The sequence below is a fragment of the Calothrix sp. PCC 7507 genome (assembly GCF_000316575.1).
GTDB lineage: Bacteria > Cyanobacteriota > Cyanobacteriia > Cyanobacteriales > Nostocaceae > Fortiea.
Genome location: NC_019682.1, coordinates 779,845 through 803,940, shown reverse-complemented (window position 1 = coordinate 803,940; position 24,096 = coordinate 779,845). Strand labels below are relative to the sequence as shown.

General features: G+C 42.8%; 27 protein-coding genes and 1 pseudogene. 17 read left to right on the top strand and 11 right to left on the bottom strand.

Annotated elements, in window-relative coordinates:
• Positions 1-102: 102 nt before the first annotated feature.
• The 8 genes from CAL7507_RS03625 (at position 103) to CAL7507_RS03590 (ending at position 7,796) form a co-directional block, all read left to right on the top strand.
• Positions 103-411, top strand: coding sequence for a carbon dioxide-concentrating mechanism protein CcmK (locus tag CAL7507_RS03625; RefSeq protein ID WP_009457333.1), 309 nt, complete (start codon positions 103-105; stop codon positions 409-411).
• A gap of 77 nt (positions 412-488) precedes the next feature.
• Positions 489-833, top strand: a complete 345-nt coding sequence (locus tag CAL7507_RS03620; RefSeq protein ID WP_010995041.1) for a carbon dioxide-concentrating mechanism protein CcmK — start codon at positions 489-491, stop codon at positions 831-833.
• Between the two features lie 6 nt (positions 834-839).
• Positions 840-1,142 carry a EutN/CcmL family microcompartment protein gene (locus CAL7507_RS03615; protein WP_015127069.1) on the top strand — a complete coding sequence of 101 codons (303 nt, stop codon included), beginning with the start codon at positions 840-842 and terminating at the stop codon, positions 1,140-1,142.
• Positions 1,143-1,263: 121 nt separating this feature from the next.
• A complete protein-coding gene (locus tag CAL7507_RS03610) occupies positions 1,264-2,916 on the top strand; it encodes a ribulose bisphosphate carboxylase small subunit (protein WP_015127068.1) in 1,653 nt (550 codons plus the stop codon).
• A 122-nt stretch (positions 2,917-3,038) separates the two neighbouring features.
• A complete protein-coding gene (locus CAL7507_RS03605) occupies positions 3,039-3,815 on the top strand; it encodes a hexapeptide repeat-containing transferase (protein ID WP_015127067.1) in 777 nt (258 codons plus the stop codon).
• 179 nt (positions 3,816-3,994) lie between these two features.
• Entirely contained in the window at positions 3,995-4,780 is a 786-nt protein-coding gene (locus CAL7507_RS03600) for a carbon dioxide-concentrating mechanism protein CcmK (protein WP_015127066.1), read from the top strand.
• Positions 4,781-5,068: 288 nt separating this feature from the next.
• On the top strand, positions 5,069-6,034 hold the full coding sequence (locus CAL7507_RS03595) for a LysR family transcriptional regulator (RefSeq protein WP_015127065.1): 966 nt from the start codon (positions 5,069-5,071) through the stop codon (positions 6,032-6,034).
• Between the two features lie 136 nt (positions 6,035-6,170).
• Positions 6,171-7,796: a mucoidy inhibitor MuiA family protein gene (locus tag CAL7507_RS03590; protein WP_015127064.1), complete on the top strand. Its 1,626-nt coding sequence runs from the start codon at positions 6,171-6,173 to the stop codon at positions 7,794-7,796.
• A gap of 50 nt (positions 7,797-7,846) precedes the next feature.
• Here the strand turns inward: CAL7507_RS03590 and CAL7507_RS03585 are convergent, their stop codons facing one another.
• The 3 genes from CAL7507_RS03585 to CAL7507_RS03575 all read right to left on the bottom strand — a co-directional run bounded on the left by CAL7507_RS03585 (position 7,847) and on the right by CAL7507_RS03575 (position 10,122).
• Positions 7,847-8,590, bottom strand: coding sequence for a Uma2 family endonuclease (locus CAL7507_RS03585; RefSeq protein WP_015127063.1), 744 nt, complete (start codon positions 8,588-8,590; stop codon positions 7,847-7,849).
• Positions 8,591-8,661: 71 nt separating this feature from the next.
• Positions 8,662-9,450: a Uma2 family endonuclease gene (locus tag CAL7507_RS03580; RefSeq protein WP_015127062.1), complete on the bottom strand. Its 789-nt coding sequence runs from the start codon at positions 9,448-9,450 to the stop codon at positions 8,662-8,664.
• A 243-nt stretch (positions 9,451-9,693) separates the two neighbouring features.
• Positions 9,694-10,122 carry a hypothetical protein gene (locus CAL7507_RS03575; RefSeq protein ID WP_015127061.1) on the bottom strand — a complete coding sequence of 143 codons (429 nt, stop codon included), beginning with the start codon at positions 10,120-10,122 and terminating at the stop codon, positions 9,694-9,696.
• A gap of 557 nt (positions 10,123-10,679) precedes the next feature.
• On the opposite strand from CAL7507_RS03575, the gene psbQ reads away from it, so the two are divergent.
• The 3 genes from psbQ (at position 10,680) to CAL7507_RS03560 (ending at position 13,317) form a co-directional block, all read left to right on the top strand.
• Positions 10,680-11,129 carry a photosystem II protein PsbQ gene (psbQ, locus tag CAL7507_RS03570; RefSeq protein WP_015127060.1) on the top strand — a complete coding sequence of 150 codons (450 nt, stop codon included), beginning with the start codon at positions 10,680-10,682 and terminating at the stop codon, positions 11,127-11,129.
• A 109-nt stretch (positions 11,130-11,238) separates the two neighbouring features.
• Positions 11,239-12,384: an FAD-binding oxidoreductase gene (locus CAL7507_RS03565; RefSeq protein ID WP_042341169.1), complete on the top strand. Its 1,146-nt coding sequence runs from the start codon at positions 11,239-11,241 to the stop codon at positions 12,382-12,384.
• Positions 12,385-12,465: 81 nt separating this feature from the next.
• A complete protein-coding gene (locus CAL7507_RS03560) occupies positions 12,466-13,317 on the top strand; it encodes an alpha/beta fold hydrolase (protein ID WP_015127058.1) in 852 nt (283 codons plus the stop codon).
• A gap of 13 nt (positions 13,318-13,330) precedes the next feature.
• Here CAL7507_RS03560 and CAL7507_RS03555 read toward each other — a convergent pair whose 3' ends face one another.
• Together CAL7507_RS03555 and CAL7507_RS03550 are read right to left on the bottom strand one after the other, a co-directional pair.
• Positions 13,331-14,368 (bottom strand): serine hydrolase, encoded by a 1,038-nt coding sequence (locus CAL7507_RS03555; RefSeq protein ID WP_015127057.1) that lies wholly within the window; start codon positions 14,366-14,368, stop codon positions 13,331-13,333.
• On the bottom strand, positions 14,365-14,676 hold the full coding sequence (locus CAL7507_RS03550) for a hypothetical protein (RefSeq protein WP_042341168.1): 312 nt from the start codon (positions 14,674-14,676) through the stop codon (positions 14,365-14,367). Before CAL7507_RS03550 ends, CAL7507_RS03555 begins: the two co-directional genes overlap by 4 nt.
• Positions 14,677-14,961: 285 nt before the next feature.
• On the opposite strand from CAL7507_RS03550, the gene hemJ reads away from it, so the two are divergent.
• Complete coding sequence (hemJ, locus tag CAL7507_RS03545) at positions 14,962-15,546, top strand: protoporphyrinogen oxidase HemJ (protein WP_015127055.1); 585 nt, start codon at positions 14,962-14,964, stop codon at positions 15,544-15,546.
• Between the two features lie 176 nt (positions 15,547-15,722).
• On the opposite strand, the gene CAL7507_RS03540 is transcribed toward hemJ, so the two are convergent.
• On the bottom strand, positions 15,723-16,883 hold the full coding sequence (locus CAL7507_RS03540) for a DUF711 family protein (RefSeq protein ID WP_042341772.1): 1,161 nt from the start codon (positions 16,881-16,883) through the stop codon (positions 15,723-15,725).
• A 32-nt stretch (positions 16,884-16,915) separates the two neighbouring features.
• A pseudogene (locus tag CAL7507_RS30455) lies at positions 16,916-17,092 on the bottom strand (transposase); the annotation flags it as partial.
• A gap of 265 nt (positions 17,093-17,357) precedes the next feature.
• On the opposite strand from CAL7507_RS30455, the gene CAL7507_RS03535 reads away from it, so the two are divergent.
• From CAL7507_RS03535 to CAL7507_RS31470, 3 genes are all read left to right on the top strand, one after another.
• Positions 17,358-18,026, top strand: a complete 669-nt coding sequence (locus CAL7507_RS03535; protein WP_015127053.1) for a Mo-dependent nitrogenase C-terminal domain-containing protein — start codon at positions 17,358-17,360, stop codon at positions 18,024-18,026.
• An 83-nt stretch (positions 18,027-18,109) separates the two neighbouring features.
• On the top strand, positions 18,110-19,147 hold the full coding sequence (gene obgE, locus CAL7507_RS03530; protein WP_015127052.1) for a GTPase ObgE: 1,038 nt from the start codon (positions 18,110-18,112) through the stop codon (positions 19,145-19,147).
• A gap of 209 nt (positions 19,148-19,356) precedes the next feature.
• A complete protein-coding gene (locus tag CAL7507_RS31470; RefSeq protein ID WP_144051184.1) occupies positions 19,357-19,644 on the top strand; it encodes a hypothetical protein in 288 nt (95 codons plus the stop codon).
• Positions 19,645-19,721: 77 nt separating this feature from the next.
• Here CAL7507_RS31470 and CAL7507_RS03520 read toward each other — a convergent pair whose 3' ends face one another.
• Entirely contained in the window at positions 19,722-19,913 is a 192-nt protein-coding gene (locus tag CAL7507_RS03520; RefSeq protein WP_015127050.1) for a hypothetical protein, read from the bottom strand.
• An 82-nt stretch (positions 19,914-19,995) separates the two neighbouring features.
• On the opposite strand from CAL7507_RS03520, the gene CAL7507_RS32190 reads away from it, so the two are divergent.
• The gene (locus CAL7507_RS32190; RefSeq protein WP_160166307.1) at positions 19,996-20,163 is read left to right on the top strand and encodes a hypothetical protein; all 168 of its coding nucleotides are present in this window, start codon (positions 19,996-19,998) and stop codon (positions 20,161-20,163) included.
• 67 nt (positions 20,164-20,230) lie between these two features.
• Here CAL7507_RS32190 and CAL7507_RS03515 read toward each other — a convergent pair whose 3' ends face one another.
• Complete coding sequence (locus CAL7507_RS03515; RefSeq protein WP_015127049.1) at positions 20,231-20,581, bottom strand: hypothetical protein; 351 nt, start codon at positions 20,579-20,581, stop codon at positions 20,231-20,233.
• A 344-nt stretch (positions 20,582-20,925) separates the two neighbouring features.
• Here CAL7507_RS03515 and CAL7507_RS03510 point away from each other — a divergent pair, with 344 nt between their 5' ends.
• Positions 20,926-21,738, top strand: coding sequence for a carbon-nitrogen hydrolase family protein (locus CAL7507_RS03510; RefSeq protein ID WP_015127048.1), 813 nt, complete (start codon positions 20,926-20,928; stop codon positions 21,736-21,738).
• 49 nt (positions 21,739-21,787) lie between these two features.
• Here CAL7507_RS03510 and CAL7507_RS03505 read toward each other — a convergent pair whose 3' ends face one another.
• On the bottom strand, positions 21,788-22,879 hold the full coding sequence (locus CAL7507_RS03505) for a RodZ family helix-turn-helix domain-containing protein (RefSeq protein WP_015127047.1): 1,092 nt from the start codon (positions 22,877-22,879) through the stop codon (positions 21,788-21,790).
• A gap of 227 nt (positions 22,880-23,106) precedes the next feature.
• Positions 23,107-24,000 carry an alpha/beta hydrolase gene (locus CAL7507_RS03500; protein ID WP_015127046.1) on the bottom strand — a complete coding sequence of 298 codons (894 nt, stop codon included), beginning with the start codon at positions 23,998-24,000 and terminating at the stop codon, positions 23,107-23,109.
• Between the last annotated feature and the right edge of the window lie 96 nt (positions 24,001-24,096).

Genomic DNA, 24,096 nt, shown 5'->3' with positions numbered 1-24,096 from the left:
CCTATGCTTAATTTAGAAGTGTTTTCTTAGCTTAAGATCGGCTTCCCCGTCAAAGATTTCAAACAACAGTACTGTTCGGATTAATTTTTTAGGAGTTCTGCGATGCCAATTGCAGTTGGAATGATTGAGACTAAAGGCTTTCCGGCAGTAGTAGAAGCTGCTGATGCAATGGTGAAAGCAGCCCGTGTCACGCTGGTAGGTTATGAAAAAATCGGTAGCGCTCGCGTCACAGTGATTGTGCGTGGAGACGTGTCTGAGGTGCAAGCCTCAGTTGCAGCCGGGGTAGAAGCAGCCAGGAGAGTCAATGGTGGTGAAGTAGTATCTACTCACATCATTGCTCGTCCCCATGAAAACCTAGAATATGTCTTACCGATTCGTTATACGGAAGCTGTAGAACAGTTCCGTACCTAGAAACTGGTTTAACAAAGTAATTTGATTGCGTGCTTCTGTGAGCCAGGTTTAGAAACTTAATTTAAGGGTTAAAACTCATGTCAATTGCAGTGGGAATGGTAGAAACGCTGGGATTTCCAGCGGTTGTAGAAGCAGCGGATGCAATGGTGAAAGCAGCTCGCGTCACCTTAGTAGGCTATGAAAAAATCGGCAGTGGTCGAGTCACAGTCATCGTCAGAGGAGACGTTTCCGAAGTGCAAGCTTCTGTAGCGGCTGGCGTGGAATCAGTGAAGCGAGTCAACGGCGGACAAGTTCTGTCTACCCACATCATTGCTCGTCCTCATGAAAACTTAGAGTACGTCCTGCCAATTCGTTATACCGAAGACGTAGAACAGTTCCGGGAAAATGTCAACGCCATCCGTCCTTTTGGTAGAAGACCATAACGCATAATGCAAGTTGCTAAAGTTCGTGGCACAGTAGTCAGCACTCAAAAAGATCCAAGTCTTCGCGGTGTGAAATTACTGTTGTTGCAATTAGTAGACGAAGATGGCAACCCCCTGCCAACATACGAAGTTGCGGCAGATATTGTCGGTGCTGGAGTAGATGAGTGGGTACTGGTCAGTAGAGGCAGTGCCGCTCGTCAAATTCAGGGTAATGAACAGCGTCCTTTGGATGCAGCAGTGGTGGCGATTATAGATACTATTCACGTGGAAGATCGTCTCATTTACAGCAAAAAAGACCAATACAGATAGTCAGTGAACAGTGAACAGTGCACAGGCTGATACTTCGACTTACCTCGACTTCGCTCGGCACAAGTCGCTCAGTACAAGTAACTGGTAACTGATAACTGAAAATATTAGGAGGAATCTCGCGATGGCAGTCCGCAGCACGGCGGCACCCCCAACCCCGTGGTCAAGGAGTTTGGCTGAACCCCAAATCCATGAAACTTCTTTTGTACATTCGTTCTCCAATCTGATTGGGGATGTACGAATAGGTGCAAATGTAATCGTTGCTCCGGGGACTACGATTAGAGCGGATGAAGGTACACCTTTTTATCTTGGTGAAAATACTAATATTCAAGATGGTGTTGTCATTCATGGGTTAGAGCAAGGACGAGTAATTGGCGATGACCAAAACCAATACTCTGTATGGATTGGTAAAAACACTTGCATTACCCACATGGCTCTAATTCACGGGCCAGCCTATGTTGGGGATAATTCCTTCATTGGTTTTCGCTCCACGGTATTTAATGCCAGGGTGGGTGCTGGTTGCATCGTGATGATGCACGCTTTGATTCAAGATGTAGAAATTCCCCCAGGTAAATATGTACCTTCGGGAGCGATCATCACTAACCAACAGCAAGCTGACCGCTTGCCAGATGTGCAAGAGCAGGATGAAGAATTTGCCCATCATGTGGTTGGGATTAATCAAGCTTTGCGGGCTGGTTATCGCTGTGCTGCAGATAGCAAATGTATTGCTCCCATTCGGGATGAGAATACTAAATCTTATACAAGTAATGGTGTTACTGTTTTAGAGTTAGAAAGGAGTAGTGAAGTGTCGAGCAATCGCTTGGGTGCAGAAACAATAGAGCAGATACGCTATCTATTGGAGCAAGGTTATAAAATTGGCACCGAACACGTAGACCAAAGAAGGTTCCGTACTGGCTCTTGGACTAGTTGCCAGCCAATTGAACCGAGAAGCATAGGTGAAGCGATCGCTGCTTTGGAATCTTGTCTGAGAGACCATAGTGGTGAATATGTCCGTTTATTTGGTATTGACAAAGGTAGACGGCGTGTGCTGGAGACAATTATTCAACGTCCCGATGGCACAGTTGGCGCACCTGCTAACTTTAGAGCGCCTGCTACTCAATCTCATCACAGTTACAACGGCGGTGGCAACGGTAGCAGTAACGGTAATGGTAGTGGACGTATCAGCTCTGAAACCGTCGATCAAATCCGCCAGCTGTTAGCAGGTGGTTACAAAATCGGCACAGAACATGTAGATGAGCGACGATTCCGTACTGGTTCTTGGCAAAGTTGTGAAGCAATTAACGCCAATTCCGCCAATGATGTTGTTGCTGCCTTAGAAGACTGCATTAACAACCATCAAGGCGAGTATGTGCGGTTGATTGGCATTGACACCAAAGCCAAACGGCGGGTGTTAGAAAGCATTATCCAACGACCCAACGGCCAAGCTAGCCCATCTGGTAGCCAAAAATCATTTGTCTCGACAACAGCAACTGCAACAGCGACAGCAACCAGCACCCGCTTGAGTACTGAGGTAGTGGATCAGTTACGGCAACTATTGGCTGGTGGGTACAAAATTAGCGTTGAACACGTAGACCAAAGGCGTTTCCGCACTGGTTCTTGGACTAGTACCGGGCCAATCGAGGCAACTTCCGAAAGAGCCGCGATCGCCGCCTTGGAAGCAAACCTTGCCGAATACCCAGGGGAATATGTCCGCTTAATTGGGATTGACTCCAAAGCCAAGCGCCGGGTACTAGAAACAATTATTCAACGTCCGTAGTCCCAAGGAACAGTTAACAGTTAACAGTTAACTCGACAACTGATACTTCGACTACGCTCAGTACAAGTAACTGTTAACTGATCCCTGATAACTGATAACTGGCTTCCGAGGTGACAATTTCCATGTCTGTGCCGCCACTGCGCCTCAGTAATAACTTTGATCCTTATATTAGTGGCGAGGTAATTATTCATCCCAGTGCAGTCATCGCACCAGGGGTGATACTCCAAGCGGCTACAAACAGCAAGATCATCATCGGTTCGGGGGTCTGTGTTGGCATGGGGTCAATTCTCCAAGTCAATGAAGGCACTCTAGAAGTTGAAGCAGGAGCAAGCCTAGGAGCAGGGTTTTTGATGATTGGCCCAGGTAAAATAGGAACAAATGCTTGTATTGGTTCAGCCACAACCGTTTTTAACTCTTTGGTTGCACCTGGACAAGTAATTCCACCTGGGTCAATTATCGGAGACACTAGTCGCAGTATTGTGGAAACAAAGCAACTGGAAACATCTACAACTAATTCTGCTTCCGCAAAAATACTTGATCATGGAGAAGAGGACTACTGGGCAGAAGGACACAGTAAAACGGAAACTAAAGAAGGTAAGACAATTTCCTCAACTAAGTTCTCCGCTACAGCATTCCTGGAGTTACAACACGAGTCTGTTCCCCTTTCATCCTCATCTGACACTCCAGAAAGTGAGTCTCCTGCTATAGAGTCAACTCCCAAACTTGCTGACTCCACAGAAACCAATCCAGACTCACAACCCGATCAGGCGATCGCTGAATCTTCTAACGGTATCGGTACTCAAATTTATGGTCAAGGGAGTATACAAAGGCTTTTGATCACATTGTTTCCCCATCGACAATCTTTAAGTGAACCCACCTCTGACGAGCATTCAAAATAGAAGTCTGAAGTATGAAGTCTGAAAGTATGAAGTCTGAATTCTGAAATTAAGCCTAGAGTGTAAGTAAGGGCTGAGGTTTCGCTATTTTCATTCTTCTCTTATGAGAGACGCTAGGCGTAGCTTACTTCCCCACAGGGGTACAGCTTTTATCCTTTCTGTGAGTATCTTCAAGACTTCATATGGAAACATATAATCAACAGCCTTTTACCACAGTCCAGGCATCCCGGCGGCGAGAGAGCTTCCAGGACACTGCTTTGGGTTTAGTATCTACCAGTAGCTTTCCGGCGATCGTGGGAACAGCTGACATGATGCTGAAATCGGCAGGGGTTCATCTAGTTGGCTATGAAAAAACTGGGAGTGGTCATTGTACTGCAATTGTCAGAGGTGGTATCGCTGATGTTCGTCTGGCGGTAGAAGCTGGTGTGCAAACTGCCGAACAGTTTGGTCAGTTGATTTCTAGCTTAGTGATTCCCCGACCTTATCCTAACCTGGACGTTGTGCTGCCTATCACCACTCGTCTCACTAAAATCATGGAAGAAGGCAACTATAGCCGTCTGAGTAATCAAGCAGTGGGTTTAGTCGAGACGCGAGGGTTTCCGGCGATGGTGGGTGCTTGTGATGCCATGCTCAAAGCTGCTGATGTCCATTTGGCAGCCTATGAAAAAATTGGTGCCGGTCTATGTACAGCTATTATTCGCGGTACCGTGGCAAATGTAGCGGTAGCCGTGGAAGCTGGGATGTATGAAGCAGAACGCATTGGGGAGTTAAATGCAGTCATGGTGATTCCGCGCCCACTAGATGAACTAGAGCAAACTTTACCACTAGCAAGTTGTTGGATAGAACAGCGTCAACCATTCAATTTACCAATCAATATCAAAGAACAAGTTGCCGAAATAGAAGTGCTTCAGTTACCAGATTTAGGCAAGTTACCCATCAAAATTGTGGAAGAAATTATGGAAGAATGATGAATGGTGAACTATAAATCATGAATGATGAATTGTAGGCAATTCTCACCCAGTATTTAATATTCATCATTCAGCATTCGTCGGTTGGAAGGCATCTTACACTTTGCTTGTTGTTACGATCATAGCTGGTCAACTCTATAAGTAAAATACCTTTATCGTAATAGGGAGAGTAGAGTTTTATCTATACATATAAGTCATAATTTTTGTGGAACCATAGTTCCATCAGGGGGTAGTGTTCAGTGATACTAGATTTATATCTATGAATCGCTACTTCGAGGAGAATCACTCTTGAACCAAGCAACACTACACCAGTTAAAGGTATTTGAGGCTGCAGCACGACACAGCAGCTTTACTCGTGCTGCTGAGGAATTATTTCTCACCCAACCCACCGTTTCCATGCAGATCAAGCAGCTCACAAAATCGGTAGGATTACCATTATTTGAGCAGGTGGGTAAACGCCTTTATTTGACAGAAGCAGGACGAGAATTATTTGCTACATGTCGGCAAATTTTTGAGACCATAGCTCAATTTGAAATGAAGGTAGCAGATTTAAAAGGTCTCAAACAAGGGCAATTGCGCTTGGCTGCAATCACAACAGCTAAGTACTTTATCCCCCGTTTGTTGGGGCCATTCTGCCAACTTTATCCGGGGATTGAAATTTCGCTGCAAGTAACAAATCATGAAGGCATTTTAGACAGGATGAGTAATAACCTGGACGACTTGTATATTATGAGTCAAGTTCCAGAAAATATGGATGTAAATTGTCAACCTTTTTTAGATAATCCCTTGGTAGTGTTTGCACCCGTTAATCATCCATTAGCAAAGGAAAAAAATATCCCTATCCAACGCCTAGCCGAAGAACCTTTTATTATGCGGGAACCGGGTTCAGGAACACGCCGTGCTGTTCAAAGCCTGTTCGATCAAGAAGGAATATCCGTAAAAGTTAAGCTGGAGTTGGGGAGTAATGAAGCAATTAAACAAGCGATCGCTGGTGGTTTAGGAATTTCTGTTTTATCTCTCCACACCTTAATAGCAGAGTCATCAGAGGTGACGATTCTGGATGTAGAACACTTTCCCATTAAGCGAACATGGTACATGGTTCACCCATCCGGCAAACAATTATCTATCGTCGCTCGGACATACTTTGAGTATCTACTAGACGCAGCCAAGAAATTTATCCAGCAAAATACTCATATCGCTTGGGGTACATTTGAGGAAAAACAAGAAGAGGGAACAGTGAACAGTAAACAGTAAACAGTAAACAGTAAACACACTGATAACTGATAACTGATAACTGATAACTGATAACTGATAACTGGTACTTGACGACTAGACCAATAACCATTAAGAATTGACCAGCAGAACCATAAAAAAAGGGGGAAAACTGGTAGTGGTTAACCCGGAAACGTCATCTTCACGCAGAATAATTTTCAGCCAGATTGTTGCTGTGACAGTGTACGGGAACAAAGCCTTAGTGACAAGACTAGGCACAGTTTCCCTAACAGGAATGGAACAGGAATTAGTCATCCCCTCACTACCAGTGACTCTAGAACCTGAATCCGTTAGGGTTCGCGGTGCGGGTACTGTGGGAGTGCGTTTGCTGGGAGTGAGTAGCGATCGCATCTACACCACCGAACCCGTCGCCGAACGAGTCGCGCAGTTGACACGGCAAATTCAGCAGATAGAAGCAGATAAACGCCATTTACAGGCGCAAGTAGATGCTTTAGTTCTGCAATCGAGTTTTATCGCTGGCTTACGGGAAAAAACAGAAGAACCCTTTGCTCAGAGTTTGGCAAGGAAAAATCTCAGCCTGAGTGAAACTCTGGATTTTCTCAACTTTTTGGGTAGTCAGTATGGTGAATATGCGATCGCTGCTGGAGAGTGCAAAAGCCAAGAACAAGAATTAGACAAGCAGTTACAAGTCCTCTACGCCTCATTGCAAAAAATCCAAACACCTCATCCCAAAGAAAGCTTCAGCTTGATTATTGCAACTGAAGTTGCAGGGGAAAGCGAATTTGAGCTAGAGGTGTCTTATATGGTGAATCGCGCCAGTTGGACTCCGCTTTATGACTTGCGCTTTCACAGTACCAGCAATATGGTACATCTAAGCTACTTGGCAGAAGTTACCCAAAGCACAGGCGAAGATTGGCTTGGGGTTGCTCTCACCCTTTCCACCGCCAAACCAGGATTAGGTACACTCCCACCCAAACTTGAACCCTGGTATATAGGAACTCCACGTCCACCAGTGGAATTCATGGACAGAAGACGACTCCCATCTGCTCCTACCATAATGCTTAAACCTTCTTCTGCTGCTGAAGCCTATGGACAAGAAGAAGATGAAGTTGCAGAAAGCAGCCCTATCAAAGCAGAAACTGTCGTTGCAGAAGTTACAAAACAAGGGAGTGTAGTTACCTTTAAACTCAATAGTGGTGGGAATATTCCCAGTGATGGCGCACCCCATAAAACGACAATCTTCCAAGATGATTATCCCAGTAGTTTCGATTATGTAGCCGTGCCACGCTTAGTGAGCTTTGCTTATTTGCAAGCTAACGTCAAAAATAGCCCAAATGGTGCAACTTTTTTACCCGGTAAAGCCAATATTTTCCGTGATGATATTTTTGTGGGTACTACTCAGCTAGAAAATATTGCACCAGGACAAGAATTTAAATTGAACTTAGGAATTGATGAAAGTTTAAAAATTGAGCGTGACTTAGTTGAGCGTCAGGTAGATAAAAAGTTAATTAGCAACCAGCGGCGAATTACTTATGGTTATCGATTGATCATTACTAACTTGCTCAATCAAGAAACTCATCTAAAATTAACAGAACAATTACCAGTCAGCCGCAGCGAACAGATTAAAGTCCGCCTCACCCGCAGCAACCCACACATTCAACTCGGCGAAATGGGGATTTTGGAATGGGTATTAACTCTTGCGCCTGAAGAACAAAGGGAAATATATTACCAGTTCACTGTTGAGCATCCGCCAGAGTTAACAGTTGTGGGGTTAGATATTTAGAATTAGGGAATAGGGAATAGAATTTCTATTTAAAGCAAAGTCCCAAAATATTAGGCTTCTGGTTCTATTCCCAAAGCACGCAATTGAGCAGTGAGGCGATCGGCCCGTTGGCGTTCCTGTTCAGCCCGTTGAGATTCTCGTTCGGCTCTTTCCTCACCAGTCAACAACAAATTACCTTGCAAATCCCACCAGCGTAGCCAGGGTAATTCCATATTCTGGTAGACTCCTAGCCAAATGCCTAACTCAACGCCTAAAGGATGTATGGGATAATGTCCCTGTTCATTTGCTGCTAAAAGCTGATACTGTCCTTCAACTAAGTGATAAACTTCTACACTGGCTTTATTCACTTCATAAATACCGTAAAAAGCCGGATGAATTACCTGCTCATAAATCCAAAATTTCCCCTTCCAAGGGGTTTTATCTCGCTCCTCGCTACCATCCCCAGAGACAAATTCTAAGACAATCAGAGGAGCAATAAATTCTCGCCACAATACATAAGACCTTCGTGTTTGCCCATCCAGTAAGGGTGGTACATTACCTACATAAAACCAGTCTGGTGCTTCTGCTCCTTTTTCCGGGGGATCAGTCATCCGCCAGTAGATCCCACAATCTTGACCAATACAGTATTGCCCATCAGGATGACGTTTTTGCAATATCGGTTTAATCGAGTCCGTGATGAGAATGCTTTGGGGATGTTCCTGAAAGTTTTTCACGAAAGTGCCGTCGGACTCTGGTAGCTGCGTATGATCGGGGAAAGGGGTAAGATTAGTATCGAGGTTGGTTGCAGAGGTCATAAGGCTACCTTTGCTTGGCAGTGAGGATTGTTTTTTAGTTTAGCAATGAAAAGGCGGAGGGGCGATCGCAGTTAATCAGCTTCTGGTTCCACACCAAGTGATCGCAATTGAGCAATTAGGCGATCGGCCCGTTGGCGTTCTTGTTCAGCCCGTTGGTGTTCTTGTTCAGCCCGTTGGCGTTCTTGTTCAGCCCGTTGGCGTTCTTGTTCAGCTCTTTCATCCCCAGTCAGCAACAAATTACCTTGCGAATCCCACCAGCGTAGCCAGGGTAACTCCGCACTCTGATATTCTCCTTGCCAAATACCTAACTCAACTCCTAAAGGTGCGATGGGATAATGTCCCCGTTCATTTGCTATTAATAACTGATATTGTCCACCAACTAATTCATATACTTCCACACTGGCTTTATTCACTTCATAAATGCCATAAAAAGCCGGATGAATCACCTGCTCATAAACCCAAAATTTCCCTTTCCAAGGGGTTTTATCTCGTTCCTCGCTACCATCCCCAGAGACAAATTCTAAGGCAATGGATGGGGCGATAAATTCTCGCCACAATACATAAGAACGGCGTGTTATCCCATCGAGCATGGGTGGTACATTCCCGACATAAAACCAATCTGGTGCTTCTGCTCCTTTCTCCGGAGGATCAGTCAACCGCCAGTAAATGCCTAAGTCTTGACCAATACAATATTGACCATCAGGTTGCAATTGCTTGAGTACGGGTGTAATAGAGTCAGTCAGTAAGATACTTTGCGGATGCTCTTGCCAGTTTTTCACAAACTTTCCGTCCGAGTCTGGTAGCTGCGTGTGGTCTGGGAACGGTGTGAGATCAGTATCTAGGTTGGTTGCAGAGGTCATAAGGCTACCTTTGCTTGGAGGTGAGGGTTGTTTTTTAGTTTAGCAATGAAAAGGCTGAGGGGCGATCGCACTCTTTCTGTTAAGTTCTATACTTCACTGTAGGAATATGGCAACCAACTACTCAACTGTCACGCTTGTTGTGTGCTTTTTTATGTCTATTTTTTTAATTAGACCTTATATATGGTCTATGAGCATTTACTAATCAATCCTTCTCCTGCTGTTTTATGACTTTTTTAGTAAGCCCTAACTAATCTGATGATTAAACACATCCAAAATCTGACGGCAAATCTGTTTTAGCTTATCTCCAACTTCCGAGGAAGGCACAGACACACCAGCAAAACTCCAGTCTTCTATAGTAGAAAGTCGCCACACTTCGCCGCGATGATCAAATGCAGCTACTTCAACACCAATTGCACGTCGGGAATGATTAATGGGGTCTTGATAAAAACGGATTTGAATCAAAATACTGCGACTTCGCCAAGATTTGCTGATCCCAGGAAAGTGAAAACCGATGTCTATAGAATCTGGATCAACTAACTCCCTGGTTTCTGGGTCATTCTTCCAAGGTTTTAGATCCGATTTGGCATCAGGAAACTCGAATTTGAACAAATTAACCACTGTAGCAATCTTGCTCGTAAGTTCAAGGTTGGTTGCCTGTTCAGATGCGTTCACTAAAAAACACTCCTAATATTGTGTCGGCGTATGGAAAATGTGAAAACACAAAAACCGCCAGAAGGCTTATTTTATGGTTGTCTCAAATTATCAATTCCTTTTGTGTTTAGTAACTATAAATAATGCTTTTTGAATAATCATTTTTACTAAAAACTAATAATAAACTAATCTGGCTCATTTTGTGCCAAAAACCTTAACCTAACCTACATTTATCCTTAACTGAACTGTATTGAATAATCAACTGCTTGTTATACCAATTTAAATAATGTTTGTGACATATGGATTGTTGTGAAGGGCGGGGTTTCCGCTACCCTATGATTTATCCTTCGCATTCTTTTTGCAAATTGGTATTAGAGGTTTTTGGATTGCGTAAGACATCTTGAGTAATTATACTTAATTTTCTGGGAAAGTTAGCGCGAACTGCACCGATTTTGAAAAATATGAAGTAAAGAGAAAAATTTTTCAGTAAAATACTTTGCTGACGAGAAGGATAAATTGCGCTAGCGATCTAAAATTACACTGTTAGTCGGCAAACAAACAGCAAAATATTTCAGTATATGGCGCGTCAACGCTCAATTTTTTCATTAATTCTAGTAATTTTGGCAACATTCCTGATTAGTTGCGGTGGCCCTAGTGTGGCAGTTACACCTCCCACTTACACAGCAGCTCAACTGGAGAAAATTCAGGAATACGTTCCTGATATTCAGGCTGTACGCGATCGCGCAGAAGAACTACAACAGCTGATCAAAAACCAAGATTGGATAAATGTGGGGAATTTTATACATGGACCAATCACAGAAGCTAAACTCACCCTAACTTATATCACTCCTAACCTCCTACCCAAGGAGCAACCCACAGCCCGCCAGATCACGCGAGATTTATTCAATCACCTGATTAAAATCGATCAAGCTGCTAAAGTCGGCAATACTCAACAAGCTTTGAGTAATTACAAAGCTGCTTTCGCAGACATTGACAAATTCCTCGAACTGCTCCCTCAAACAAGTTAAGCACAAAGTTTAAGATGGGATGAGGAAGATGAGGAGGACGAGGGAAAATAATTATCTCCCTCTGCTCCCTCATCTTCCTCTACTTCCCCCACTCCTCCACAAAAAAGTAATGAGTCATGTCGTAATTATCGGTTGTGGCGTGGTTGGGGCAGCGATCGCCTATGAACTCAGTCAAGTTCCAGGTTTAAAAATCACTGTTTTAGACCGTCAACCACCAGCACAAGCTTCTACAGGCGCTGCCCTGGGCGTTTTAGTGGGCGTGATTAGCCAAAAAACCAAGGGTAAGGCCTGGCAGTGGCGACAAACTAGCATCCAACGCTATGAAACCTTGATTCCCGAACTAGAAGCCATAACGGGGCATAAAATCCCTTTCAATCGCCAAGGAATCCTCAGTCTTTGTTTGGAAGAGGAAGTGAATTTAGCCCTTCGGCTCCGCTCAGGGCTAACGGTGAGCGAAGCCGAACCGTTAGAAAAATGGCAAAACCTCCAGGCAATTCGCCACGCTCAAGGCTGGGAATTAGAAATTTGGGACAGTAACAAACTCAAAAACATCTGTCCACAGATAGATAATCAAAAAATAATTGGCGCTGTCTACTCTCCTCAAGACCGCCAACTTGACCCCACAGCTTTGACATTAGCTTTAGTTGCTGCCGCCCAGCACAACGGTGTTACTTTTAAGTTTGATGTCACTGTTTTGGGACAAATCCCCAGAGAATCTGAAGCAACAACAAAATGTGATGCAATTGAGACTACAGAGGGAAAAATTGCCGCAGATTGGTTTGTTATTGCCGCTGGCTTAGGTTCAACACCAATAACGGCAAAATTCAACCAGATGGTTGATATCCGCCCAGTATTAGGACAAGCTTTGCAAGTGAGCTTAGGGCATCCATTGGGTAATCCTGACTTCCAACCTGCAATTACTGGTAATGATGTGCATATAGTCCCTGTGGGCGGCGGAGATTACTGGGTGGGTGCGACAGTAGAGTTTCCCCATAATGGGAATGACATTCCGCCGAACGACGAACTATTAGAGTCTGTGAGAAAACAAGCGATCGCTTTTTGTCCTGAATTAGCACAAGCTGATATTGTCCGCACTTGGTCAGGTTTACGCCCCCGTCCCGAAGCGCGCCCAGCCCCAATTGTTGCCAACCTACCAGGATTTAGTAATGTCCTCTTAGCCACCGGACATTATCGCAATGGCGTTTTATTAGCACCTGCCACCGGTTATGCAATTCGTGAGATGATTATTCTTTAGGGCATGGGGCATGGGGCATGGGGCATCGAGGACAAATAACCAATGTCTGATGCCTCATATGCCAATCTATAGGAAAATAACGTGTCGTCAACAGAAAATAAAATAAAAGTAGATTCTCTCGAATGGTTTTATCGCGAAGCTGCGCCAATTGGCAGAACTGACTTATTACCTGTGTTGTTCCTGCATGGTATAGTCTCACAAAGTTACAGTTGGCGCCATATTTTACCTGCTTTGGCGAACCAAGGTACAAGAGCGATCGCCCCAGATTGGATTGGCTATGGCTTTTCTGCAACCCCAGAAAAACGATATTTTGCTTATACACCTGAAGCATTTATCACAGCTTTAGCAGCATTTGTCAAAACCTTAGAACTTGAACGTTTTTCCTTAGTTGTGCAAGGCTTTTTAGGTTCTGTAGGATTACAATATGCCTTACGCCACCCCGAACAAATTGCCAATTTAGCTATCCTGAATACACCCATTTCCACCGCTGCTAAATTACCCTGGAAAATCAAACAAATGGGTTTACCTTTAGCCGGTGAAATGATGACTCAAGACCCCCTTTTAGTTGACCGCACTCTAGAAGGAGGTAGCCGTTATCGCATCGCAGATAAAGATTTAGATGTTTATCGTAAACCATTTTTGAAAAGTTCTGCTCCTGGTCGCGCCCTGTTAGCAACTATTCGTAATTTGCAACTCGAACCAGCCATGACAGAAATCACATCTGGGTTTAAAGAATGGCAACAACCCATTTTAATTCAATGGGGTATGATAGACCCTTGGTTATCCGTAGACACAGCACAAGAGTTTGCCAATTCTGTTCCCAATGCCGAATTAATAAAACTTAATAACGTCGGGCATTACCCACAAGAACACTATCACGAAACAATTTTAGAAGACCTTTTACCCTTTGTGCGTCGCGCTGAATCTAGTTGACAGTTGAATTTGTCTACAGTGGAGGCGGGAGGGGCAATTCCGCCAAAACTGGACAATAATATCCTGCGATTTCTTTAGCGATCGCATCTGGTCGTGAAATTACATCCAAATTGCACAACAAAATTACAGTAATTTTATCATCAATAAAGCGGGTGATATTACTAGCAAATCCTAAAATTGAGCCATTGTGGCCAACGACTTGACGACCATCATAATTCAACACCCACCAACCTAAACCAGCTACATATCTCAGCTTTTCCCAATCATTCCCCCGATTTGGCGGATGGGGACTCCACATCACATCAAGAGTTGATTGCTTGAGTAAAGTTGCACCGTACAGACCCTGCTCCCATTTCACCATATCCGCTATGCTGGAAATTTGACCTCCGGCTGAATAGGTAACAGAGGGGCTGTAGTACGGTTTATTTACGAGCTTATTATTTAACAAACGGTAGCCAGCAGATCGGTTTGGCACAATATCCCTAGGATGATTCATCATGGTTGCATTCATTCCTAAAGGAGTAAAAATTCGTTCTGCTAATAAATCTCCATAGGATTGTCCCGTTACCTTTTCCAGCATCAACCCCAGCAAGTAATAGCCTGTGTTGTCATAAGCGCTAAACTCACCCGGTGGGAACTTGAGAGGTAAATCACTAACTAAAGCCAAAATTTCAGATTTGGATAAATCAAGACGGGTAATTTCCCAGTAGTTTGGAGCATCCGTATAGCTGGGAATTCCAGACTGGTGAGATAAAATCTGCTTGATTGTCACACTCTGCCAAGCTAAAGGTAGATTATCGAGATAGTGTGATACTGGTTCATCAAGTAAAATCTCCCCTGACTCCACCAACATCATGGTGACTGTAGCGGTGAACGTTTTACCTATAGACGCAATTTCATAAACTGTGTTTTCGGATGCTGAAACCGCGTGTTCCACATTCGCCAACCCATAACCTTTAAGCAAAACAGGTTCACCCTCCCGCAGCACAGCAACAGAGAGTCCCGGAATCTGTTTCTGGGTCATTATGTCCCGGATGTAGTCATCTATCATAAATTTGTGTTGACGTTTATCGCAAATGTGACCCCATTCATAAGTTTTGCTTTCACGTTTATTGATTTTGTATAAGCATTTATTGCAAATGTTAACCCATTCATAAGTTTTGCTTTCAAGTTTATTGGTTTTGCGTAAGCATTTATCGCAAATGTCAACCCATTCATAAGTTTTGCTTTCAAGTTTATTGGTTTTGCGTAAGCATTTATTGCAAATGTCAACCCATTCATAAGTTTTGCTTTCATGTTCATTGGTTTTGCGTAAGCATTTATCGCAAATGCGAACCCGTTTGCAAGTTTTGCCTTCACGTTTATTGATTGTGGACTTGGGGATGAGTCATCCTCTGCAAAAGTGCCGAATTTAGAAATTCAGGGAGTAAGTTTCAGAACCCACACCACAACCAAGCCGCTATTTCTGTTTCTCAGCTAAAAGCCCCCTGATTTGTCCGTAGGATGCGTTACACTTCTTAATCTATCTCTAGTCTGACAATTAATTGCCGCATGAAGTTTTGCCGTAACCTGATAGTAAGGGTACTTGCAGACATTTAGGCAATAGCTACTCTACAACAAGTTGAGAAAGGCAGGTTACGATTCATGGCTTATTCGTGGTTTAAAGCATTTCATATTATCGGCTTTGTCGTTTGGTTTGCTGGCTTATTCTACCTAGTACGTCTTTTTATCTATCACGCTGAAGCTAACCAAGAACCGGAACCAGCACGCACGATACTGAAGAACCAGTATCAGATTATGGAAAAACGCCTCTACAACATCATCACCACCCCAGGAATGTTGGTGACAGTAGCAATGGCTATCGGTTTATTAAGTACTGAACCAGAAGTTTTAAAAGAGGGTTGGTTACATATCAAACTGCTATTTGTAGCCTTGTTAATTGGCTACCATTATTACTGTTCTCGTCTCATGAAAAAGTTAGCAGCAGACGAATGTCGTTGGAGTGGACAGCAATTACGGGCTTTAAATGAAGCACCTACAGTCATGTTATTAGTGATTGTATTACTGGCTGTGTTTAAGAACAATCTCCCCACAGATATCACCGTCTGGATAATTTTTGGGACTGTGATTTTAATGGCGGTAAGTATTCAACTGTATGCGAAAAAACGCAGGCAAGATAAGGAAAAGCTCACAGCACAAATAGGACAAGTTGCACAGGAACAAAGTTAGTAAGTAGATCGGCGCAATTAAAGCTAATTGGCAAGGGTTTCCAGCCTTTTTATATTTCGTAACATAATTTGGTTTAGTCCCGCCAACTTACTTAACTTAAGACGGGTGTATTTTTTGTAATTGGGAATCGGTGATTAGTCAAATCCATCATTTTATTCTTGTCGCGCCACTACGAATTATGAATTAGTATAATCTACTGCAAATATTTGACAATCCACAAGATAGGGGGAATTGAAGTTAGTCATTTCCCCGGCTTTTTTACCTGGTATGGGAAATAATCTGGCTGATAATGGTTTATCTAACTTGATGGCTAAAGTTGCCAGATCAGTTAATATTGCTGCAATTTTCTCGACTGTGATATTACCTGGAATTGGTACTGTATCAAGTCCACAGCCACACACTGCTGAATACAACAATAAATTAGTAATATCATAGGTTTGCTCATTTGCTCTCATAGCTAAACCGACATCTTCACAAACTGGAAGCATTAAGCCAGAATAACCACAGATTTTGACTGATAGACTTTTTAAAATACGGGTTAACATCCCAGAAATTGCTAAGGTTCCCGGCTGTCCAAATTTACCATTTAAGAGTTTTTCATAAGCAAAAGCAATGCTATAATTTTTGTCTAATGATGGTGCAAGTGAGGTATCAATTCCATGATATGCAATAGCAAAATTTTTAGATATTTTTTGGGCAATCGCTGCTGTTTTATTTAATTCAATTTCTAAGATTTCTTGCAGTATTTTTTCTGCTGTTTGGATATTTTCAGTTTGAGAGAAGGCTTGCATTACTAAATCACAGCACTCTAAACCGATAGCAAAGGCTGTGTTACCTTCATGGTATGAGGTAGGGAAAAATGGGATAGTTGGTGGACAGTTTGCCCATGCACAAAAGCGAAAGTTCCCATAACCATTTTCAGTTTCTTGAGAAATACGTTGAATAAGTTTTGCAGATTCCTGAATGTTTTCAAAGTTGATACCAGTTTTTATATCTCCAATTTTGCTGGAACAGAAAATCAGCGAGGTATGTTGATTAATATCTGGAATTAAGGCGATGCTTGCTGGTTGATTGGCATAACCAATGTTAAAGAAGCTGACATCTAGGCTTTGACAAATTCGTTCTATATTTTGAATTTGATTGATAATTTCTCTATTTGACAATCCAGCTAAATATTCTTCCCAAGAGTTAGTAGATATTCTCTTTGTTTGCACTTCATAACCTTGGTGTTCAAAGACTTCCTTCGCTTGCTGATTAAATTCAGCCGCTTGTCTAATTTTTTCTACATCTGCTGGAGACTGTAGAGAAATTCCTGTTGTGATGGTTCTAATTTTCATGGTTAAAAAAGATTTTGGCTCTTCGGTTACTTTCATGGAGAATTAATAGTAAAATGCCAGTTTAATAAACTGCGTAATCTAAAATTACTAAAGTTACGAAAGCCATATCTAAGCCTTTTAATTAACTTGAGTTTATTATTAATTCCTTCTACAGTACCACTCGTATTTCTGTCGTCAAAATAACCAACTATTTCCCCAAGCCATCTAACTGCAGGTATGCATGACAAGCATCGCATCATTGAGGAGCCGTGTAACGGGAAACTGTTACGCACGGTTTTGAAGACCAACGGGATTGGTGACCATCTCGTTGAGTTTAATTCCCTTTTCCCGCTCCGCAGTTTGTTAAGTTTTATCTGTTTTTTTCATAAAGAACAAATTTTCAGAGCCTTTAAGTCAACTGTGTAACAGTTTATCCACCTTAGAGGTAGCTTAGTATGGACTTTATGGAATGAGGACAGCTTGAGGCATAAACTTATGAAAAGTGTCATTCAATCTCCCTACAGCAGCGAACAAATTTCTGCTTGGCTGCGTGGACTTCTGACTATTGCTTGGGCAGATGGTAACTTTGATAGTCAAGAACAACAATTGATTGCTAGCATTACTCAGGATGAATTAGCGCCGGGGATTAACTTAGAATCACTAGAGGTAATTGCTCCTGAAGAATTAGCGACAATTTTAGGTAAAGGTACGACAGCAGCAGAGAATTTTTTACGCACAGCAGTGATGGTAGCGATCGCCGATGGTACATATTCACCTAGCGAAGATCAAGTTTTACATCAATTGTGCCAAGCCTTAGACCAGCCAAAGGACATACTAATTGCTCTACGCCAGACATTAGAACATAAAGAGCAGCTAGCGGTGTTAACTACACCCAAAGCACCTCCAGCAGACACTCTCAGCCCATTACGCGACTGGTTGGATGGATTAGACATTCAAGACCCCAGACTTGCTCGCTTTTTGTGTAAAATGATTCCTTCTCAATGCCCCTTTGAGCGAGATGTCACCCTCTTTAAACGCAAAATTGTTCACATTCCACCATTATGTAAGATTAATCCCCTCTATGAACAAATGGTAGGCTTGCGTTTTCGTGCCCTCTCCTTTCTGGCAGATGATTGTGGGGAAGATGTTTCAGCATATATTTAGTTAGTAGTCATTAGTCATTAGTCGTTTGTCATCAGCAAAAGACTTTTGACAAATGACCAACGACTAATGACAAAGGACAAAATATGCAATTTATCGATCAAGCAGTAATTGAAGTTGAAGCTGGCAAAGGTGGCGATGGTATTGTCGCCTTCCGGCGTGAGAAGTATGTACCAGCTGGTGGCCCTTCTGGTGGTAATGGTGGGCGCGGTGGTTCGGTAATTTTTGTAGCGGTGGAAAATCTCCAAACCCTATTAGATTTTAGATACAATCATCTTTTTAAAGCACAAAATGGCACTCGTGGTGGGCCAAATAATTGTACTGGTGCCGCCGGAAAAGACTTGATTGTCGAAGTCCCTTGTGGTACCACTATCTATGATGCCAGTACAGGTGCTGTACTCGGCGATTTAATTGAGCCTGGACAAGTTTTTCGGGTTGCTGAAGGTGGTAAAGGTGGATTGGGAAATCAACATTTCTTAAGTAACCGCAACCGCGCCCCAGAATATTCCCTCCCCGGACTACCAGGGGAAATGAAGGTGCTGCGTTTAGAGTTAAAACTCTTGGCGGAAGTGGGAATTATTGGATTACCAAATGCTGGGAAATCCACCTTAATTTCATCTTTGTCAGCAGCACGTCCTAAAATCGCTGATTACCCTTTCACTACTTTAATCCCAAATTTAGGTGTAGTCCGCAAACCCTCTGGAGATGGCACGGTTTTTGCTGATATTCCTGGACTAATTGAAGGTGCATCCCACGGGGCGGGGTTAGGACACGATTTCTTGCGCCACATTGAGCGCACGCGGGTACTTTTGCATTTAATTGATGCCACTAGTGAAGATGTGGTGGGTGACTTCAACACAATTAAACAAGAATTGCAAGCATATGGAAGGGGTTTAGCACAGCGTCCGCAAATTTTGGCGCTGAACAAAATTGATGCAGTTGATCGGGAAACTGTGGATTTAGAAGCACTGTCCACCCAACTTAATCATCTCTCTCTCGCTCCTGTTTTTATAATTTCAGCGGTGACTCGTACGGGGTTAGAACCGATGTTACAGGAACTTTGGCGCATTCTGGATGAACTGGATGCTGTTGAACAAGTGGAAATGGCGGGCTTGAAACTGTAACTTAATTGCTGGACACATCTGTAAATTTCTAGTTATCTTGTACAGGTATAGGCATAATCGTATCCATCCTTCCTGTGAACTGACGTTAAGTAGCCCAATTTGAAGGGGAATTCCAAAACTCCCCCCTGCTCCCTGCACAAGAGCCTCTTCGGTCAGCAGGTAAAGTTTTCAATTGGGCGATCGCCCCAATTATGAACTGCAACCGACAAATGTCACCAACCGAATTGGAGAGATATCTAACCACCCTTCAGCCACAAGGCTTCCAGAAGTTAGAATTGCCTGCTGATTCAAATTGTAATCATCACAGACAAGTGCGATCGCTTTTTCAAACCATGTCGGCTCATTCTCGATCTCAGCAAGGAAACAAGCAGCGATCGCCATTCTACAATTGGCAGAAGGCAGTTATCGTGAAGCTGGCAGATTTACCGGGAGTACGCAGATTAAATCTCCGAACTGGAGCGCTTAGGTATTCAGCTACAACTTACAAAGGAGACTGAGAACTGGGTAAGAAATAGGCACATAATGAATCTTCCGAGTACCCAATCTCTTTTATTTACGAGGCGTGATCGTTCACTTAAACATCAACATTTATCTGTTCTATCTGTCTAGCAGCTTTCTCCCAAAGCTTTGCTGAGGTTTCATCTTGCCAATGAGTTCTCAGATTTTCCGCTTTTTTGTGACATATTCGCTCTAACATTTCTAAGATTGCGGATAATGTCAATTTATCAATTAATGCTTCTAAAATCTCCATATATTCTTTTTGCATGATATTTACCTCCTTAACGTCCGCCGATATTTTCTGACAAAACCCATGTAGATGAATTTTGTGTTCTCAAATAATAGATCAGATGGACAAGTGGTTAGAACTTGATACTACTACGAGTCGCTGGGTCAAAAAACCCAGTCGTTGTGACTGGGCTTTAGTGAGGTATATTCCCCAGGCTATTTATAGAAGTAATTTATATTCAGCACTCTCAGTGCGATCGCACCTTGATCAGATATCTGGGAATATTTGATCATTGTGTTGACAAGATTTCAGTACAATGCCTGATTGGTTATCTGGGGTAGCGGTGGGGACTTTTATCAGATCGCCACATCAGACTCAATTAAATTGAAGCCCCAAGGTTTCATCGCTGCAATCACTATTTCTCTATCTACACCTACATAAGCCTCCCATTCGGACTGTTTATCTTTAGGGTGTCCGTCGCCGACATGACCTGCAACTTTGATCACCGGAAAGCCCGCTAATCGATCGCGCTCCAACCCTTTTGGCAGTGCTAATTGGAGTTTGTGACCTACAAACTTCGAGGCGCTGGAATTAGCTACAGATTCACGGATTAAGCAGATATCACCAGCAGTCCCCCAAGTAGTTGAGTAGATATGGAGGAATGATATGTAGGTTTCTGGTTTGATGGCTCTTTTTAGAACTTGCATTGTCTCTGACCTTTACACATTTGATAAATAAATCATATGAGTATTTTCTATCCCTTGCTGCAACTACTTTAATTTTGACCCTCTCTCAAAGTATATCCAGTCTCTCAAACCCTCTTCGACTCTCAGGCGGTGATGAATTGGCAACGAGGGAACGACGCTACAGAGCGGTATTGATGGCAGGTTTAACTGAGGTTCCCGTCATTGTCAGGAAATATGGACAATAGGGCAGACAAGTTGGCAATAGTTCGTTACTATTCAACAATTCTAATTAAGCTCCAGATCTGTTTAAGTAACGATATATTGAGAATCTACCCCGCACACATCCACTGTTTGTTCTTGAATCTATGAAGTCGTATTTAGCCGCCGCTATTCAATTGACAAGTGTGCCAGATCTACACAAAAACTTGGCACAGGCAGAAGAATTAATTGATCTCGCCGTGCGTCGAGGTGCTGAGTTGGTGAGTTTGCCAGAAAATTTTTCCTTTATGGGAGAGGAAGAAGACAAACTTGCCCAAGGAGATGCGATCGCCCGCGAAAGTGAAATATTTCTCAAAAAAATGGCTCAACGCTTTCAAGTTACTATCTTGGGCGGCAGCTTTCCAGTCCCTGTTGGCGACACAGGCAAAGCTTATAATACAACTATACTAATTGACCCCAACGGTCAGGAAATTGCTCGCTACCAAAAAGTACATCTATTTGATGTGAATGTTCCTGATGGTAACACCTATCGAGAATCCAGCACGGTGATGGCTGGACAGCAACTACCTCCCGTATATTTCTCAGAAAAATTCGGTAATCTGGGACTTTCTATTTGCTATGATGTCCGTTTCCCAGAACTTTACCGACATCTATCAGATAAGCTAGCTGATGTTTTGTTTGTTCCAGCTGCCTTTACTGCCTTCACTGGCAAAGACCACTGGCAAATATTACTACAAGCAAGAGCTATTGAAAATACCTGTTATGTGATTGCGGCCGCCCAAACTGGTAATAATTATGCCCGTCGCCAAACCCACGGACACGCCATGATTATCGACCCTTGGGGGGTAATTCTCGCCGATGCTGGCGAACAACCAGGAATTGCGATCGCAGAAATCAAACCCTCTCGTCTAGAACAAGTCCGCCGTCAAATGCCCTCCCTGCAACATCGGGTATTTTAACATTCCGCAGGCAATAGAGAATTATCATCTATTGCCTATTGCCTATTGCCTAAAATGCTTCTGGTGGGGAAATATCTGAGCCGACAACAATACCAGCGTTACTAGATTTTAGTCCTGGTTTAACCGTTGTTTCCGTCTTCTGGGCTGACTGAGATCGGGATGAAGCAGGCTGTATCTCTGCATCTGAACGATGTGTTTGGTCAGAATTGGCTTGCTGAGACATGAAGGATAATCCTCCCACGGCTCCAGCTACAAGGGTTGCATAACCCAGATACAGATGCACAGGACGGATATCCCATCCTATCCCTGTAGGAGTATTTTTTGACTTACACCAAGAGGGTAAAACTGATTTGACGGTATCAGATGCGGGTAAAGAAGCAGCTAAAGCTGTGCCATTGAGTCCTAATGTATTCCCCATAATCCGGATAAAGCCACGAACAAAGACATCTTCTGGTAACAACTCTAAGTTGCCATTTTCTAATGCCTCCATGTGATGGATTGGTATGTGAGTGTAAGTTTTCAGTTGGCTAAGAGACATCCCTTTAGACTCACGAGCCTTTTTTAGTTGCTGGCCAATTTGGCGAATAATTTCTAAGTGCTGTTCTACTGTGATTTGCTCAGTTAATTTAGTATGAGAAGATTTTTTATGGACGTTCAGCCACCTCATCCGTCTCGCTTCTGGAGATTTCTGTTCGGGGCTGATTACCGGATTTTGTGCCTTATTTGCTACTACCTTATTTTCTGAAGGTAAGCTATCTTCGCTAGTATTTATATTTGTTTTTTTAGATTGTAATTTAACGCTTGTTAAGCACTGTGATAATTCATTAGTCTCTTGTGCTACTTTAGGAGCAACGCTAGCAACACCTATTTGTTGACTCACCGCTGCAACTTGCTCGTGCTGTTGGGAGAATTGTTGAAATGCCAAACCTATAGCTTCTCTGCTGACAGCTTTAACCAAAATTTTGGCTTGTTCTGCTGAGGAACCCAGCATCTTTTGCAAGGTAGCTAAAACACGGCGATAAACTTTACTGCGATGCAATTCTGCCTCAATTTCACCGAGTAGCGATCGCAATTGGTCTTGAGAAATTTCAATAGTATGATTTCCAGGAGTTTTTAACAAGTACATGGGCGTTGTAGTCATAGTTCTATTCTCTTCTCGTACTTGAACAAAAAGTTATTTTACCTGTATCATTTCTTCCGCTGGTTTTTGGCATAACCGGATTCTTTGGTATCATTTTTCTACCGTCTTAAAAAAAAGTGTAAAAATTGTTGCTGTCTTCATCTTTTCATTTTGATGACTGTTGACTGGGTATTAGAGAAGAATTATCCCATTCCCCATTGCCTATTGCCTATTGCCTATTGCCTTCTTCAATACTTGCGAGCATGTACTTGTTGAGTAAAAGTATCTACCCATTGCAGATATTTCTCACCAGCTATGTCTGCTGAGTCATTATGTTCTGCACCTGGAACCAAAATCAGTTTTTTAGGTTCAGGCGCAGCAGCATAAAGCTTTTGGCTCATGAAATAAGGTATTGTAGAATCGGCAATGCCATGAATAAATAAAACTGGCATTTTCAAATTTGGTAATTTTTTAATAGATTCAAACCGTTGTGTCAGAATCAAATCGACGGGGAATATCCGGAATGAGTTCCTATATGTCACAATATCTCGGATGGAAGTAAAAGAACTTTCGACAATTAAGCCGGCGGAGTCTGGGTGTTTGACGGCTAAATCGATCGCGATCGCACCACCTAGAGAATGTCCATAAATGAAAATGTGGCTGGGTGGAACCTGTCGCTGTTGTACTAAGTAATTCCAAGCTGTGGTTGCATCCTGATAAACCTGCATTTCATTGGGGAAAGCGCCTTCACTCAAGCCGTAACCCCGATAATCAATCAGCAAGACTGAAAAGCCTAATTTGTAAAACCGACTGGCGTGGGCAACGTTTGCACCAATATTCAGACCATTTCCATGTAAATATAACAATACTTGGGAATTGCCTTGTTTGCCTTTGATCCACCAGCCGTGAATACGCTCCACTTTACCTGATCGCAGTTTTACTGGTATCCAAACCTCTTCGTATGGAAGATTAAACAATTTGGGTGTTTTTTTGATCTCACTAGTAGGGAAGAAAATAAAACGAGGTTGCTGAACAAATAGCAGTAAACAAAATCCACAGTAGGCGATCGCTGCAACCATCATTACCAAAAGTAGCAAATTGAACATCATAGATACTGAAATTTGCAGCTTCTTAATTTTCATGTACTAGATTTTTTGGCTTTTACATGTATTTAACAATACAATGCTTATCCTAAGCTAGATAGCTGGAAAATTTTCAAATTCAGGAAGAAAAAATTC

What these genes read in the sequence shown, in the direction of transcription:
- CAL7507_RS32190 (WP_160166307.1), top strand. Translation starts at nt 19,996, where the DNA reads ATGGACAAGTGGTTAGAACTTGATACTACTACGAGTCGCTGGGTCAAA.
- CAL7507_RS03625 (WP_009457333.1), top strand. Translation starts at nt 103, where the DNA reads ATGCCAATTGCAGTTGGAATGATTGAGACTAAAGGCTTTCCGGCAGTA.
- CAL7507_RS03600 (WP_015127066.1), top strand. Translation starts at nt 3,995, where the DNA reads ATGGAAACATATAATCAACAGCCTTTTACCACAGTCCAGGCATCCCGG.
- CAL7507_RS03520 (WP_015127050.1), bottom strand. Translation starts at nt 19,913, where the DNA reads ATGCAAAAAGAATATATGGAGATTTTAGAAGCATTAATTGATAAATTG.
- obgE (WP_015127052.1), top strand. Translation starts at nt 18,110, where the DNA reads ATGCAATTTATCGATCAAGCAGTAATTGAAGTTGAAGCTGGCAAAGGT.
- CAL7507_RS03585 (WP_015127063.1), bottom strand. Translation starts at nt 8,590, where the DNA reads ATGACCTCTGCAACCAACCTCGATACTAATCTTACCCCTTTCCCCGAT.
- CAL7507_RS03580 (WP_015127062.1), bottom strand. Translation starts at nt 9,450, where the DNA reads ATGACCTCTGCAACCAACCTAGATACTGATCTCACACCGTTCCCAGAC.
- CAL7507_RS03505 (WP_015127047.1), bottom strand. Translation starts at nt 22,879, where the DNA reads ATGACTACAACGCCCATGTACTTGTTAAAAACTCCTGGAAATCATACT.
- CAL7507_RS03620 (WP_010995041.1), top strand. Translation starts at nt 489, where the DNA reads ATGTCAATTGCAGTGGGAATGGTAGAAACGCTGGGATTTCCAGCGGTT.
- CAL7507_RS03540 (WP_042341772.1), bottom strand. Translation starts at nt 16,883, where the DNA reads ATGAAAATTAGAACCATCACAACAGGAATTTCTCTACAGTCTCCAGCA.
- CAL7507_RS03535 (WP_015127053.1), top strand. Translation starts at nt 17,358, where the DNA reads ATGAAAAGTGTCATTCAATCTCCCTACAGCAGCGAACAAATTTCTGCT.
- CAL7507_RS03500 (WP_015127046.1), bottom strand. Translation starts at nt 24,000, where the DNA reads ATGAAAATTAAGAAGCTGCAAATTTCAGTATCTATGATGTTCAATTTG.
- CAL7507_RS03515 (WP_015127049.1), bottom strand. Translation starts at nt 20,581, where the DNA reads ATGCAAGTTCTAAAAAGAGCCATCAAACCAGAAACCTACATATCATTC.
- CAL7507_RS03510 (WP_015127048.1), top strand. Translation starts at nt 20,926, where the DNA reads ATGAAGTCGTATTTAGCCGCCGCTATTCAATTGACAAGTGTGCCAGAT.
- hemJ (WP_015127055.1), top strand. Translation starts at nt 14,962, where the DNA reads ATGGCTTATTCGTGGTTTAAAGCATTTCATATTATCGGCTTTGTCGTT.
- CAL7507_RS31470 (WP_144051184.1), top strand. Translation starts at nt 19,357, where the DNA reads ATGTCACCAACCGAATTGGAGAGATATCTAACCACCCTTCAGCCACAA.
- CAL7507_RS03615 (WP_015127069.1), top strand. Translation starts at nt 840, where the DNA reads ATGCAAGTTGCTAAAGTTCGTGGCACAGTAGTCAGCACTCAAAAAGAT.
- CAL7507_RS03610 (WP_015127068.1), top strand. Translation starts at nt 1,264, where the DNA reads ATGGCAGTCCGCAGCACGGCGGCACCCCCAACCCCGTGGTCAAGGAGT.
- CAL7507_RS03555 (WP_015127057.1), bottom strand. Translation starts at nt 14,368, where the DNA reads ATGATAGATGACTACATCCGGGACATAATGACCCAGAAACAGATTCCG.
- psbQ (WP_015127060.1), top strand. Translation starts at nt 10,680, where the DNA reads ATGGCGCGTCAACGCTCAATTTTTTCATTAATTCTAGTAATTTTGGCA.
- CAL7507_RS03565 (WP_042341169.1), top strand. Translation starts at nt 11,239, where the DNA reads ATGAGTCATGTCGTAATTATCGGTTGTGGCGTGGTTGGGGCAGCGATC.
- CAL7507_RS03605 (WP_015127067.1), top strand. Translation starts at nt 3,039, where the DNA reads ATGTCTGTGCCGCCACTGCGCCTCAGTAATAACTTTGATCCTTATATT.